We start from the raw sequence: 12,945 nt of genomic DNA, 5'->3' as shown, positions 1-12,945 counted from the left end.
GCGAGATGGTGGACGCATGCACGCGAAGGACATCCTCATCGAGGGCTACGGCCGCATCCGGGAAGAAGTCCACGCCGCCGTCGGGGGCCTGGACCCCGACGGCCTGAACACCCGCCCCGCGGACGGCACCAACTCCGTCGCCTGGCTGGTCTGGCACCTCACCCGCGTCCAGGACGACCACGTCGCCGACGCCTTCGGCCTCGACCAGGTGTGGCTGGGCCAGGACTGGGAGAAGCGGTTCGGGCTCGGCCTGCCGCGCCGGGACACCGGGTACGGCCACACCCCGGCGAAGGTCGCCAAGGTACGGGTCGACTCGGCCGGCCTGCTGACCGGCTACTACGACGCCGTCCACGAGCAGACGCTCGGGGCCCTGCGGTCCCTGACCGCGAAGGACCTGGAGCGGGTCGTGGACGACTCCTGGGATCCGCCGGTCACGCTGGGCGTGCGGCTGGTCAGCGTCCTGTCCGACGATCTCCAGCACGTCGGACAGGCCGCCTATGTGCGCGGGCTCCTTCAGAGCGCCGCGGCGTAGCCCGGCAGGACGACGTCCTCGATCAGGGCGTTGCGCTCGTCGAAGGGGATGAACGCGCTCTTGAGGGCGTTCACGGTGACGGTGCGCAGGTCCCCGACGGTCCAGTCCGCCTGCTCGACCAGGAGCGACATCTCGCGCGTCATCGTCGTACCGGAGACGAGGCGGTTGTCGGTGTTGAGGGTGACGCGGAAGCCGAGGTCCTTGAGGGCGGTGATCGGGTGCTCGGCGATCGAGGCGGCCGCGCCGGTCTGGAGGTTGGAGGTGGGGCACATCTCCAGGGCGATGCGGCGGTCGCGGACCCAGCCCGCGAGGCGGCCGAGCTTGCCCTCCACGATGTCGTCGGTGATGCGCACGCCGTGCCCGATCCGCTGGGCGCCGCACACCTGGACGGCCTGGTGGATGCTGGACAGGCCGTCCGCCTCGCCGGCGTGGATGGTGAAGGGCACGTTCTCGCGGCGCAGGTGCTCGAAGGCGCCGAGGTGGTCGGCGGCCGGGAAGCCGTTCTCGGCGCCGGCGATGTCGAAGCCGACGACACCGGCGTCCCGGAACGCGACCGCGAGGTCGGCGGCCTCGCGGACGCGGTCGAACATCCGCATCCCGCACAGCAGGGTGCCGACGCGCACCGGGGTGCCCGCCGCCGCGGCCTTGGCCATGCCGGCGGCCAGGCCCTCCTGGACGGTCTCGACGACCTCGGCGAGGCTCAGCCCGCCGGTGGTCAGCAGCTCGGGGGCGTAGCGCACCTCGCCGTAGACGACGCCGTCGGCCGCGAGGTCGAGGACGTACTCCTCGGCGGTGCGCAGCAGGCCCTCGCGGTTCTGCATCACCGCGATGGTGTGTTCGAAGGTGGCGATGTAGCGCACCAGGTCACCGGAGTTGGCGGCGTCGAAGTACCAGGCGGCCAGTTCGTCGGGGTCGGTGGTGGGCAGGGTGTGGCCGATCGCCCCGGCCAGCTCGACCACGGTCGCGGGGCGCAGGCCGCCGTCGAGGTGGTCGTGCAGCACCGCCTTGGGGAGGCGGCGGAGCGTGTCGGTGTCTATGCGCGTAGATGCCATGTGCGGGTGATTCCTCGGCGGTTCGGTGCGGGGAGGGGACGGGTCAGGAGGCGGCGGGCTGGAGCAGGTCCCAGCGGTTGCCGTACAGGTCCTGGAAGACGGCGACCGAACCGTAGGGCTCGTGCCGGGGCTCCTCCAGGAAGGTCACGCCGGCGGCGCTCATGCGGGCGTGGTCGCGTGCGAAGTCGTCGGTGTACAGGAAGAACCCGACACGTCCGCCGGCCTGGTCGCCGACGCGCGCCGCCTGCGCCTCCCCCTTGGCGCGGGCCAGCAGCAGCCCGGTCCCGTGGGCGCCGGCGCCGGGCTCGACGACGACCCAGCGCGAGCCGTCGGGACGCGGGGCGTCCTCGGCGAGACGGAAGCCGAGCGCCTCGGTGTAGAAGCGGATCGCCTCGTCGTAGTCGTCGACGACGAGGGTGACCAGGGCGATGCGTCTCATCGGAACCTTCCGTGCGGGCGATTAGCCGGAGAGGTTATACGTAAAACTTCCCGGACGCCAGTCACCTCCGCGAGGCCTGCGCCGGTGGCTCTTCCTGCACGAACCTGCGACCTATCCGGTGACCGGCCGGGCGGGCCGGGCGGCCGGTGCGCCCAGGGCGTCCAGGCGGGACAGTTCCTCGTCGGTCAGGCGCAGGGCGCCCGCCGCGACGTTCTCGGCGAGGTGGTCGGGGTCGCCGGTGCCGGGGATGGCGAGCACGTGCGGACCCCGGTGCAGTGTCCAGGCGATGCGGACCTGCGCCGGGCTCGCGCCGTGGGCGCGGGCGACGGCGCGGACCTCCTCGTCGTGCGCGGTGCCGGCGCCCCTGGGACCGGCCTCGCCGGCGATGGCGTAGAACGGCACGAAGGCGATGCCCCGCTCGCGGCACAGGGTGATCAGTTCGTCGGTGGCGGGGTCGTGGAAGCCGATGCCGTAGCGATTCTGGACGCAGACCACGGGCGCGATGGCCTGGGCCTCGGCCAGGTGGCGGGGTTCCACGTCGGAGATCCCGAGGTGGCGGATCAGTCCCGCCTCGCGCAGTTCGGCGAGGGCGCCGAAGTGCTCGGCGATGGACTCCTGCCGCATGCGGCGCAGATTGACGACGTCGAGGTGGTCGCGGCCGAGCTGGCGGAGGTTCTCCTCGACGTGGGCGCGCAGGTCCTCGGGGCGGGCGGAGGTGCCCCACTCCCCCGACCACTCCCGGTACGGGCCGACCTTGGTGACGATCACCAGGTCGTCGGAGTACGGGGCGAGCGCGCTGTTGATCAGTTCGTTGGCGGATCGCAGGGAGGAGAAGTAGAAGGCGGCCGTGTCGATGTGGTTGACGCCCAGCTCGACGGCCCGGCGCAGCACGGCGAGGGAGCGTTCGCGGTCGCTCGGCGTGCCGAGGTGGAAGGCGGCGCTGCCCGTCAGCCGCATCGCGCCGAAGCCGACGCGGTTGACGGTCAGGTCGCCGAGCTGCCAGGTGCCCGCGGACTCCGCGGTGATCGTCTCCGAGGTCATCGGCGGAGTTTCGCACACCCGGACGGGGTCAGCAGGAGAGATCTCCTCCCGGCTGGACGCCGAGGATCCGGGTGAAGCGCTGGTACGTGGAGACTCGGCTCTGGACCTGCGCGGGGTTCTTGCCGTCGCACTCCAGGGAGCCGTTGATGGAGCGGATCGTCTGGCCGAAGCCGGCGCCGTCGACCATGGCGTTGTGCGGGGTCATGGTGCCGGGCCCGGACTGGGTGTTCCAGTACCACAGGGCCGTCTTCCAGGCGACGGCCGCGTCGTTCTGCACCAGCCAGGGGTTGTTGAGCAGATCGATGCCCAACGCGTCCCCCGCGGCCTTGTGGTTGAAGTTCCGGCTCAGCTGGATCGGGCCGCGCCCGCAGGAGGCGGCCTGGCCGGACCGGCAGGGCGTGGGGGCGGCCGTGGTGGGGGTGTGGAGGCACACTCAACCGCGTTTGGCCTGTACCAGTCAAGGGTGTAGACCAGTCAACTCCGCCGCGCCGAAGGAAGGTTGGGCCGCGCGTCGGCGCACGGACAGTCGGACCGCTCGGCCGCAAAGGCCCTGCGGCGGCCGCGGACCGATGGAACGGCGGGGCCTCACACGGCGGTCGGCGGCCCGCTCTCGTCACGGGACGGGACCACCACCAGAAAGGCGTCGGTCTCCAGGTCCATCACCACGGCGGCGGGCTGCCCCTCGGCGCGACGGCGGGCGGCGTACTCCTCCGCGGGCCACGATCCGCGCGGGGACCCCGCCGGAAACCGTTCCAGCACCTTCGCGCCCGTCACTGCCGCCACCCCCGGATTCCACCGCCGGTCCGCCGCTCCCGCACCTGTGCGCCTGCCCCGGATCCGGGGCGGCATGTACCGCCTCCCACCTCTACACATAAGGGAGAAATAAGAGCAGAATGGGGCACGTACGGCGCTGACGCACTGTGCCTGGCGCTGTCGGTCCGGCAAGTCGAAGGAGACGACTCATGGCCAACGTCTCTCACCACAGAGGGGACATCACCAGCCACCCCGACGCCCCGGAGATGCAGGCGCGCTACGCCCGCATGCTCGGCGGCCGTGACGTGGCACTCGTGGACGGGCCGGTGTTCCTGCTCGGCCTCTACTGTGCCGTGTCCCCGTGGATAGTCCACTTCACCGCGAGCCAGCCCTCGCTCGTCGCCCACAATCTGATCATCGGGATCGCCATCGGCCTGCTCGCCCTCGGCTTCACCCGCGCCCCCGACCGCATGTACGGCCTGAGCTGGGCCATGTGCGCGGTGGGCGTCTGGATGATCATCTCGCCGTGGATCGTCGGCACGAACCCGGACGCGGGCGTCATCTGGAACAACGTCGTGGTCGGCGCCCTGGCCCTGGTGCTGGGCGCGGTCTGTGCCGCCACGGCGGCGAGGAGCGCACCCAGGCCGTAGGCCGGCGAGTCCCGAGAAGGAGGGACGGTTCACACACGCGCGACGGCGCGCCGGACGACACCGGCGCGCCGCGTCATGTCCGGGGACGTTAGGGTGCCCGTCGAGCAGCCGATCTCGAGGAGGCCCTACGCCATGGTCGTGAAGGACGCCGAGCTGCACTACCTGCGCCGCTGTGTGGAGCTGTCGGCCGAGGCGCTGGAGGCCGGGGACGAGCCGTTCGGGTCGGTCCTGGTGAGCGCGGACGGCGCGGTCATGGCCGAGGACCACAACCGGGTGGCGTCCGGGGACCGCACCCGGCACCCCGAGTTCGCGCTGGCGCGCTGGGCCGCGGAGCACCTCACCCCCGGGGAACGGGCGGCGGCGACGGTCTACACCTCCGGCGAGCACTGCCCGATGTGCGCCGCCGCGCACGCCTGGGTGGGCCTCGGCCGCATCGTGTACGTCGCCTCGTCGGAGCAGCTCGGCACCTGGCTGGCCGAGCTGGGCGTCCCCGCCCCGCCGGTGCGGACACTGCCGGTCAACGAGGTCGCGCCCGGCGTGACCGTCGAGGGACCGGTACCGGAGCTGACGGAGGAGATCCGGGCCCTGCACCGCCGGTTCCACGCGGCGCGGGGCTGAACCGGGCGGAGTCTGAGCGGGGAACGGGCTGCCGGATCAACGGCGGCACCGCCCGCGCACACCCCAGCACGGCGACCCGGCACATACACATCAGGAGGGCTGCCGGACCGGGAACCCGCCGCCCGGTGACGACGCCCGCGCCGCCGGCCGGGCACCCCGCGAGCCCGGTCAGGCGATCCGGTCGAGGAGCGCGTCCAGGCCCGCGGCCAGGGCCTCGGGGCCACCCCGTTCCACCATGGCCGGCGCGGTGGCGCGCAGGTGCGGCAGGTCCGTCGCGGAGATGCGGTGCAGCCCGAGGCGGAAGGCGGGGTCCGGTTCCTCGGGGGCGTCGTCCATGGCGCGCAGTTCGACGATCAGGAAGCCGAGCAGCCAGGCGGTGAACGCCCGGTGCACCGCCACCGCCCCCCGGTCGTCCGTCCCCGCCTCCGCCAGCAGGCCGAGGATCCGTTCGTCGCCGCGCAGCACCGCCTCGGGACGCCGGGCCAGGGGCGTGGACAGCAGCCGGGTGGCGAGCAGCGGGACCACATTGGGGTGACGCAGGGCCACCCGGTACGTGGCGAGCGCGATCCGGTGCAGCTCCGCACGCCACCGTCCGGGCACCGGCTCCCCCAGCTCGTGCTCCAGCTCCAGGGCGAACGCCTCCACCAGCCCGTCGAGCAGCGCGTCCTTCCCCGGGGCGTAGCGGTACAGCGCCATCGCCTCGACGCCGAGTTCCGCGCCGAGCCGGCGCATGCTCAGGCCGGACAGCCCGTCGCGGTCCACCACCTCCAGGGCCGACAGCATGACCCGCTCCCGGTTCAGCTTCCCGTACCGCCCCCGGTCACTGGCGCGCCGCCCCCGGCCGCCGCCCGTCGTCCCGTTCTCCATGCGCGGTCACCTCCTCCTCACAGGCCGGCCGGCCCGGATCCAGACGTCTCTTGACGTACGCCCACCATAGGCGCAAAGTCGTACATATACGTCGTAAACATACGGCGTCCGCGTACAGCGTCGGGAGCGTCGTCATGACGCACAGCGGGCCGGAAGAACCGGCGGACCTCCTCCAGGTGGAGCGACATCTGACCAAGATCTCGGACGGCAACGTCGTCCGGGTCACCGCGGCGGGTCCCGTCTTCGGCAGGCCCTCCCCGCCCCGGGCCGTCCGCCCGACGACCTTCGTCCCCGCCCTCCCCCGGCTGGACCGGGGCATGCTCGCGGTGATCGCGCTCGGCTGGACGGCGAGCTTCGTGTGGTTCTGGACCTGGTGGCTGGAGCCGCAGCACCGGGCGGGCTGGGCCGGACTGGTCATCAACAGCGCCCTGCTGCTGTACCTGACCGCGCTGCCCGCCTACTTCTTCGTCACCGCGCTGCGGGTGCGCCGGGTCGATCCGGCGCTGCCCGTGCCGGCGCTGCCGGTCGCCTTCGCCGTGACCCGCGCGCCCTCGGAACCCTGGCCGACCGTCCGGCGCACGCTGGAGGCGATGCTCGCCCAGGACTTCCCGCACCCGTACGACGTGTGGCTGTGCGAGGAGCGTCCGACCGAGGAGTCGGCGCGCTGGTGCCGCGCCCACCACGTGCGGGTGTCCTCCCGGCTGGGCGTCACCGCGTACCACCGCCCCCACTGGCCGCGGCGCACCCGCTGCAAAGAGGGCAACCTCGCCTACTTCTACGACCATTGGGGTTACAAGAGGTACGCGGTGGTGGCCCAGCTCGACTGCGACCACGTGCCGGGGCCCAGGTATCTCGCCGAGATGGTCCGCCCGTTCGGGGATCCGGCGATCGGCTATGTCGCCGCGCCCAGCATGTGCGACGCGAACGCCGATCAGTCCTGGTCGGCGCGGGGCCGGCTGCACCGGGAGGCGGTGTGGCACGGCGCGGTCCAGCTCGGGCACAGCGACGGGCTCGCGCCGATGTGCATCGGCTCGCACTACGCGGTGCGCACCCGCGCCCTTCGGGACATCGGGGGCTTGGGGCCGGAGCTGGCCGAGGACTTCTCCACCACGTACCTGCTCAACTCGGCGGGCTGGCACGGGGCGTTCGCCGTCGACGCCGAGGCGCACGGCGACGGACCCCTGACTTTCGCCGACATGGTGACACAGGAGTACCAGTGGTCGCGGAGCCTGGCCACGATGCTGCTCGGACTGCTGCCGCGTCACCTGCGGCGGCTGTCCCCGCTGTTGCGACTGCGGTTCACCTACGCGCTGGCCTACTACCCGCTGCTCGGCCTCATGGTCATCGCCGGGCTGGTACTGCCGCCCGTCGCGGTCGTGACCGGCATTCCCTGGATGAACGTCGACTACTTCGACTTCCTGCTGCACTTCTGGTCGCTGCCCGGCTGGCTGCTGCTGACACTGCTCGTGCTGCGCCGCCGCGGACTCCTGCGGCCGCCCGACGCCCCGCTGGTGAGCTGGGAGGTGTGGCTGTTCGCGCTGGCCCGCTGGCCGTTCGTGGTCTGGGGCCTGGTGGGCGCCGTCGCCCAGCGGCTGCGGCCGCGTCCGCTCACCTTCAAGGTGACCCCCAAGGACGCGGAAGGGCCGCAGCCCCTGCTCGCCCGGCTCGTCCTGCCGTTCGCGGCACTCGCCGCCTGCCTCTCCGGCGTCGCCGTCTACGGCGAGCTGCGCAGCGCCTCGGTCGGCTACGTCTTCCTGTGCCTGCTCGCGGCGACCGGTTACGCGGCCGTCGCCCTGTGCGTGCCGGTCCTGCACCTGCGCGAGGCCGGGCGCGTCGCGGGCCTGCGGGCCACGGCCCTGCTGTCCATCGCCCGGCTGCCGCTGGCCCTCGGGATCCTCTCGGTCCTCCCGGTCGCGACCGCCCTCGTCCTCTACCCGGCGTACGCCGTCGCTGTCCTGAGGTGAGCACGGTGAACCACATCGCACGCAACGCAGGCGCACCGGCCACCGTCCTGGTGACCGGCGGGGCCGGCTTCATCGGCAGCCATGCCTGCGTCGACCTCCTCGACCACGGATACGAGGTGATCGTGGTCGACGACCACTCCAACAGCACCCCGCAGGTACTCAACCGGGTGGAACGGATCGCCGGCCGCTTCGTCGGCGCCGTCTACGAACTGGACATCCGTGATCGGCGCGCCCTGTCGGCCGTCTTCGACCGCCACCGTGTGGACGCCGTCGTGCACTTCGCCGCGCACAAGGCCGTCGGCGAGTCGACACGGATGCCCGTCGAGTACTACGACAACAACCTCGGAGGCACCACCTCCCTGCTCGCCGCCATGCGCGACCACGACGTCCGCCGGCTGGTGTTCTCCTCGTCCTGCTCCGTCTACGGCGACGCGGGCGGCGGCCCCCTCGACGAGTCGGCCCCGGCCCGCCCGACCAACCCCTACGCCGCCTCCAAGTGGCTGTGCGAACGCGTCCTCGCCGACGTCTGCCGCCACTGGACCTGTCTGGCGGTGCTGTGCCTGCGCTACTTCAACCCGACCGGCGCGCACCCCAGCGGGCTGCTGGGCGAGGACCCGAACGGCGAGCCCGACAACCTCATGCCCTACGTCGCCCAGGTCGCCGTCGGCCGCAGGAAGCGGCTGAGGGTCTTCGGCGGCGACTACCCGACCCCGGACGGCACCGCCGTCCGCGACTACCTCCACGTCATGGACACGGTCGAGGCGCACCGCATCGCGCTCGACCGGCTCTCCGGCTCGCGCGGCATGCGGGTGTTCAACCTGGGCTCCGGGCGGGGCAGTTCGGTGCTCGACGTGGTCGCCGCGTTCTCCGCCGCCTGCGGCCGGCCCATTCCGTACGACGTCGTCGAGCGCCGTCCGGGAGACGTGCCGGAACTGGTCGCGGACGCGCGCGCCGTCGGCCGTGCCTGGGGCTGGCGCCCCACCCGGGACCTGGCGGCGATGTGCCGGGACGCGTGGCACTTCCAGCAACTCAACCCCCACGGCTACGCCGGCTCGGCCCGGCGGCCGAGCATCAAGGAGTGAACCCTCATGCGGTTGACAGTCATCGGCACCGGATACGTAGGGACCGTGCACGCCGCGTGCATGGCGGACCTCGGTCACGACGTCCTCGGCATCGACGTCGACGCCGATCGGATCGCCACCCTCTCGGCCGGACGCCCACCGGTCCACGAGGCGGGCCTGAGCGATCTGCTCGCCCGCAACATCTCGGCCGGACGACTGCGGTTCACGACGTCCCTCGCGGCGGGCGCCCGCTTCGCCGACGTCCACTTCGTCTGTGTGGGAACCCCGCAGCGGCCGGACGGCAAGGAGGCCGACCTGCGCTACGTCGACGCCGTCGTCGACGGGCTCGTACCCCATCTGCGTCCCGGCGCGCTGATCGTCGGCAAGTCGACGGTCCCGGTCGGTACGGCGGCCCGGCTCGGGCGCCGCGTCGCCGCCGCCGCGCCCGGCTGCGAGGTGGCCTGGAACCCGGAGTTCCTCCGGGAGGGCTCGGCGGTCCACGACACCCTGCACCCCGAGCGGCTCGTCGTCGGCACCTTCTCCCGCCGCGCGGACGCGGTGCTGCGGGAGCTGTACGGGCCGATGCTGCGGGCCGGGGTGCCCTACTTCGGCACCGATCCGGCCACCGCCGAACTGGTGAAGGCGGCGGCGAACTCCTTCCTCGCCACCAAGATCTCGTTCATCAACGCCATGTCGGAGGTGTGCGAGGCCGCGGGCGCCGACGCCGCCCTGCTGGCCCGCGCCATCGGCGCCGACTCGCGGATCGGGTCCCTGTTCCTGGAGCCCGGCCTGGGCTTCGGCGGGAGCTGCTTCCCCAAGGACATCCGCGCCTTCGCGGCCCGCGCCGAGGAGCTGGGCGCCGGGGACTCGGTGGTCTTCCTGCACGAGGTCGACCGGATCAACACCCGGCAGCGCCGCCGCACCGTGGAACTGGCGCGCCGGCTGCTGGGCGGCTCGTTCGACGGCCACCGGGTCGGCGTGCTGGGCGCCGCCTTCAAGCCGGGCAGCGACGACGTGCGCGACTCGCCGGCGCTCGAGGTCGCCGCGGCCGTGCGGGCCGGCGGCGCCTCGGTCCGCGTCCACGACCCGGAGGCCCTGGACAACGCGCGGGCGGTCCTGCCCGAGGTGACGTACACCCTGGACGTGCCGAAGGCGTGCGAGGACGCGGACCTCGTCCTGCACCTGACGCCCTGGCCCCACTACGCCCGCCTGGACCCGGCGGCCCTGGCCTACGTGGTGCGCCGGCCGCTGCTCCTGGACGCCCGCGGCGCCCTGGACGCGGAGGCCTGGCGGGCCGGCGGCTGGACCGTGAACACGCTCGACCGGTACGGAACGGAGGCCGCGTCATGAAGGTCGTGGTGACCGGCGGCAGCGGTTTCGTCGGCTCGCACCTGTGCGAGGCGCTGCTGCGCCGCGGAGACAGCGTCTGGTGCCTGGACAACCACTGCACCGGCGAACCGGTGAACGTACTGCACCTCCTGGGCCACCCCCGCTTCCGGATGATCCGCGCGGACGTCTCCCGCCCCTTCCGGGTGCCGGGACGCGTGGACGCGGTGGCCCACCTGGCGAGCCCGGCCTCGCCCCCGGACTACCTGCGGATGCCGCTGCAGACCCTGGCGGCAGGCAGCCACGGCACGGAGAACGCCCTGCGCCTGGCCGCACGGCACGGCGCCCGCTTCCTGCTGGCCTCCACCAGCGAGGTGTACGGCGACCCAACGGTGCACCCGCAGCCCGAGGAGTACTGGGGCAACGTCAACCCGGTCGGCCCGCGCAGCGTGTACGACGAGGCCAAGCGGTACGCCGAGGCCCTCACCATGGCGTACCGGCGCGGCCGGGGCGTGGACACGGGCATCGTGCGGATCTTCAACACGTACGGCCCCCGGATGCGGCCCCACGACGGCCGGGTGGTGTCGACGTTCGTGCGGCAGGCCCGCGCGGGCGACCCGCTGACGATCCACGGCAACGGCGACCAGACCCGCAGCTTCTGCTACGTCGACGACCTGGTCCGCGGCCTCGTGGCGATGCTGGACACGTCGCACCCGGGCCCGGTGAACCTCGGCAACCCCGCCGAGTACACGGTGCGCGAGCTGGCCGACCTGGTGCTGAGCGTGACCGGCTCGGCCTCGCGGGTCGAGTACCTGCCGCTGCCCGTCGACGACCCGGTCCGCCGGCGGCCGGACATCACCCTGGCCCGCTCCCTGCTGGGCTGGGCGCCCGAGGTGCCCCTGGAGACGGGGCTGCGCCGCACGGTCCGCTGGTTCGCCGAGGAGGCGGCCTCCCCGCGCCTCGGGCACCCGGTGGGGGCCTGACACCGATGCGCCGCCGCCGTGCCGCCGTGTATCTGACCGCCGCCGTGGTGGTGGGCATCGCCGCGGGCTGCTCCACCCCGCACTACGTACCGCGGGGCACGACGTACTACGTCAGCCCCCGCGGCGACGACAGGGCGGACGGCACCTCGGCGGGCAAGGCCTGGCGTACCCTCGCGCGGGCCGACAAGGCGGCCCTGCACCCCGGTGACCGGCTGCTGCTGCAGGGCGGGGCGCGCTTCCCGGGCACGGTGACGATCGGGGCCCGCGACGCCGGGGACGCGCGGCGGCCGGTGACCGTAGGTTCCTACGGCGGCGGCCGGGCCACGATCGCCGCGACGGACACCCCGGGCGTCTCCGTGCACGACACGGCCGGCGTCGAGATCCGCGACCTCACGCTCAGCGGACCGGGCGCGCGCAGCACCGGCGAGGCGGGAGTCAACCTGTACGCCGACAAGGCGGGCGCCGGCGCCGAACGGCACGTCACGGTCATCGGCGTCGACGTCTCCGGGTTCCGGGTCGGTGTGGCCATGGGCTCGGCCGCCGTCGGCACCGGCTTCCGGGACGTGACCGTGCGCGACGCCGACCTGCACGGCAACCGGGACGCCGGACTTCTCACCTACGGGCCCGCCTTCGACGTCCACCACCCCGCCTACGCCCACGAGAACCTCCTGCTGGAGGACGTCCGGGCGTACGACAACCCCGGCGACCCGACCGCGAGCCACCGGCACACCGGCAACGGCATCGTCCTCGGCGGCGTACGGCACGCCACGGTCCGTGACTCCACCGCGCACGACAACGGTGACCAGTCGGCGCGGCACGCCCCCGCCGGGCCGGTCGGCATGTGGACGTACGACTCGACGCGGGTGCTGATCGAGCACAGTTCCTCCTACCGCAACCACACCGGCTCCAAGGTCGACGGCGGGGGCTTCGGCCTCGACTCGAACACCTCCCACTCGGTGGTCCAGTACAACGTGTCGTACCAGAACGACGGTTCCGGCTACTACGTGTACTCGCACCCGGCGAACGGGGCGCACGCCGACAACACCATCCGTTACAACGTCAGCGCCGACGACGCACGCAAACTGCCCCATCACGGAGCGCTGACGGTCTACGGCTCCCGCGTGCACGACCTGCGCGTCTACCAGAACACCGTCACCATGTCGCACTCCCCCGGCGGTGACGGCACCGTGGTGCTGCTGCGGCCCGGCAACAACGGGATCAGCCTGCGCAACAACATCCTGGTCTCCGACGGGGATCCGCTGGTGACGGCCGACCGGGTCCTCACCCCCGCCCAGGTCGTCTTCCAGGGCAACCAGTACTACGCCGCGTCCGGTCACTGGACCGTGCGGTGGGGCGGGCACCGCTACACGGACCTGGCCGCCTGGCGGGACGGCACCGGGCAGGAGCGCGTGAACGGCAAGGCCTCGGGGACGTCCGCCGACCCCTGTCCGAAGGGCGGCGCCCTGCCAGACCCGGCGACGCCCGGGGACGTGGGGCTGTTCACGCCCCGCTGTCCCCGGGACGGGCTGGACCTGACGGCCCTGTTCGGCATCGACCCGGGCACCGTCGACGTGCTCGGGCACAAGGTCCCGGCACCGCCGGCGATCGGTGCCGTACAGCCCTGAGACGCCGGTATTGCAGGGGTCTTCGGGCGCTCCT

The 12,945-nt window shown here is 72.9% G+C and carries 13 protein-coding genes and 1 pseudogene; 8 read left to right on the top strand and 6 right to left on the bottom strand.

Translation table 11 applies throughout. From position 1 onward, the window contains the following. Positions 1 to 16: 16 nt before the first annotated feature. Positions 17 to 532: a DinB family protein gene (locus ACH499_RS26725; RefSeq protein ID WP_399018842.1), complete on the top strand. Its 516-nt coding sequence runs from the start codon at positions 17 to 19 to the stop codon at positions 530 to 532. Here ACH499_RS26725 and ACH499_RS26720 read toward each other — a convergent pair. From ACH499_RS26720 to ACH499_RS26700, 5 genes and pseudogenes are all read right to left on the bottom strand, one after another. Continuing rightward, entirely contained in the window at positions 514 to 1,584 is a 1,071-nt protein-coding gene (locus ACH499_RS26720) for an adenosine deaminase (protein ID WP_399018840.1), read from the bottom strand. The two genes, ACH499_RS26725 and ACH499_RS26720, sit on opposite strands and share 19 nt — an antisense overlap. A 43-nt stretch (positions 1,585 to 1,627) precedes the next feature. Continuing rightward, positions 1,628 to 2,023: a VOC family protein gene (locus tag ACH499_RS26715; RefSeq protein WP_356201307.1), complete on the bottom strand. Its 396-nt coding sequence runs from the start codon at positions 2,021 to 2,023 to the stop codon at positions 1,628 to 1,630. Positions 2,024 to 2,134: 111 nt separating this feature from the next. Then, on the bottom strand, positions 2,135 to 3,064 hold the full coding sequence (locus ACH499_RS26710) for an oxidoreductase (RefSeq protein WP_399018838.1): 930 nt from the start codon (positions 3,062 to 3,064) through the stop codon (positions 2,135 to 2,137). A gap of 28 nt (positions 3,065 to 3,092) precedes the next feature. Beyond that, a pseudogene (locus ACH499_RS26705) lies at positions 3,093 to 3,467 on the bottom strand (chitinase); the annotation flags it as partial. A 182-nt stretch (positions 3,468 to 3,649) separates the two neighbouring features. Continuing rightward, positions 3,650 to 3,847: a hypothetical protein gene (locus ACH499_RS26700; protein WP_399018836.1), complete on the bottom strand. Its 198-nt coding sequence runs from the start codon at positions 3,845 to 3,847 to the stop codon at positions 3,650 to 3,652. A gap of 179 nt (positions 3,848 to 4,026) precedes the next feature. Here ACH499_RS26700 and ACH499_RS26695 point away from each other — a divergent pair, with 179 nt between their 5' ends. Both ACH499_RS26695 and ACH499_RS26690 read left to right on the top strand, forming a co-directional pair. Next, positions 4,027 to 4,467, top strand: a complete 441-nt coding sequence (locus ACH499_RS26695; protein WP_356201312.1) for an SPW repeat protein — start codon at positions 4,027 to 4,029, stop codon at positions 4,465 to 4,467. Between the two features lie 132 nt (positions 4,468 to 4,599). Further along, the gene (locus ACH499_RS26690) at positions 4,600 to 5,085 is read left to right on the top strand and encodes a nucleoside deaminase (RefSeq protein WP_399018834.1); all 486 of its coding nucleotides are present in this window, start codon (positions 4,600 to 4,602) and stop codon (positions 5,083 to 5,085) included. Between the two features lie 168 nt (positions 5,086 to 5,253). Here ACH499_RS26690 and ACH499_RS26685 read toward each other — a convergent pair whose 3' ends face one another. Further along, positions 5,254 to 5,952, bottom strand: a complete 699-nt coding sequence (locus ACH499_RS26685) for a TetR/AcrR family transcriptional regulator C-terminal domain-containing protein (protein WP_356201314.1) — start codon at positions 5,950 to 5,952, stop codon at positions 5,254 to 5,256. A 134-nt stretch (positions 5,953 to 6,086) separates the two neighbouring features. Between ACH499_RS26685 and ACH499_RS26680 the strand changes: the two genes are divergently transcribed. Genes ACH499_RS26680 through ACH499_RS26660 form a run of 5 tightly spaced genes read left to right on the top strand, consistent with a single transcriptional unit; the run spans position 6,087 to position 12,911 of the window. After that, a complete protein-coding gene (locus ACH499_RS26680) occupies positions 6,087 to 7,916 on the top strand; it encodes a glycosyltransferase (RefSeq protein WP_399018832.1) in 1,830 nt (609 codons plus the stop codon). 14 nt (positions 7,917 to 7,930) lie between these two features. Then, positions 7,931 to 8,998 carry a UDP-glucose 4-epimerase GalE gene (gene galE / locus ACH499_RS26675; protein ID WP_399018940.1) on the top strand — a complete coding sequence of 356 codons (1,068 nt, stop codon included), beginning with the start codon at positions 7,931 to 7,933 and terminating at the stop codon, positions 8,996 to 8,998. A gap of 6 nt (positions 8,999 to 9,004) precedes the next feature. Continuing rightward, complete coding sequence (locus tag ACH499_RS26670) at positions 9,005 to 10,327, top strand: UDP-glucose/GDP-mannose dehydrogenase family protein (RefSeq protein WP_356201319.1); 1,323 nt, start codon at positions 9,005 to 9,007, stop codon at positions 10,325 to 10,327. Then, a complete protein-coding gene (locus tag ACH499_RS26665) occupies positions 10,324 to 11,286 on the top strand; it encodes a UDP-glucuronic acid decarboxylase family protein (RefSeq protein WP_399018830.1) in 963 nt (320 codons plus the stop codon). The genes ACH499_RS26670 and ACH499_RS26665 overlap by 4 nt, the downstream gene beginning before the upstream one ends. Positions 11,287 to 11,291: 5 nt before the next feature. Next, complete coding sequence (locus ACH499_RS26660) at positions 11,292 to 12,911, top strand: right-handed parallel beta-helix repeat-containing protein (RefSeq protein WP_399018828.1); 1,620 nt, start codon at positions 11,292 to 11,294, stop codon at positions 12,909 to 12,911. The last annotated feature ends 34 nt before the right edge of the window (positions 12,912 to 12,945 follow it).

The organism is Streptomyces sp. NPDC018947 (assembly GCF_044390505.1).
Classification (GTDB): domain Bacteria; phylum Actinomycetota; class Actinomycetes; order Streptomycetales; family Streptomycetaceae; genus Streptomyces.
The sequence above is the reverse complement of the archived record's forward strand: the minus strand, read 5'-3'. Positions and strand labels throughout refer to the sequence as shown.

Bases quoted from the DNA above. Each gene is read 5' to 3' on its own strand.
- ACH499_RS26690 (WP_399018834.1), top strand. From the start codon at position 4,600: ATGGTCGTGAAGGACGCCGAGCTGCACTACCTGCGCCGCTGTGTGGAG.
- ACH499_RS26720 (WP_399018840.1), bottom strand. From the start codon at position 1,584: ATGGCATCTACGCGCATAGACACCGACACGCTCCGCCGCCTCCCCAAG.
- ACH499_RS26680 (WP_399018832.1), top strand. From the start codon at position 6,087: ATGACGCACAGCGGGCCGGAAGAACCGGCGGACCTCCTCCAGGTGGAG.
- ACH499_RS26715 (WP_356201307.1), bottom strand. From the start codon at position 2,023: ATGAGACGCATCGCCCTGGTCACCCTCGTCGTCGACGACTACGACGAG.
- ACH499_RS26670 (WP_356201319.1), top strand. From the start codon at position 9,005: ATGCGGTTGACAGTCATCGGCACCGGATACGTAGGGACCGTGCACGCC.
- ACH499_RS26710 (WP_399018838.1), bottom strand. From the start codon at position 3,064: ATGACCTCGGAGACGATCACCGCGGAGTCCGCGGGCACCTGGCAGCTC.
- ACH499_RS26725 (WP_399018842.1), top strand. From the start codon at position 17: ATGCACGCGAAGGACATCCTCATCGAGGGCTACGGCCGCATCCGGGAA.
- ACH499_RS26685 (WP_356201314.1), bottom strand. From the start codon at position 5,952: ATGGAGAACGGGACGACGGGCGGCGGCCGGGGGCGGCGCGCCAGTGAC.
- ACH499_RS26695 (WP_356201312.1), top strand. From the start codon at position 4,027: ATGGCCAACGTCTCTCACCACAGAGGGGACATCACCAGCCACCCCGAC.
- ACH499_RS26660 (WP_399018828.1), top strand. From the start codon at position 11,292: ATGCGCCGCCGCCGTGCCGCCGTGTATCTGACCGCCGCCGTGGTGGTG.
- ACH499_RS26665 (WP_399018830.1), top strand. From the start codon at position 10,324: ATGAAGGTCGTGGTGACCGGCGGCAGCGGTTTCGTCGGCTCGCACCTG.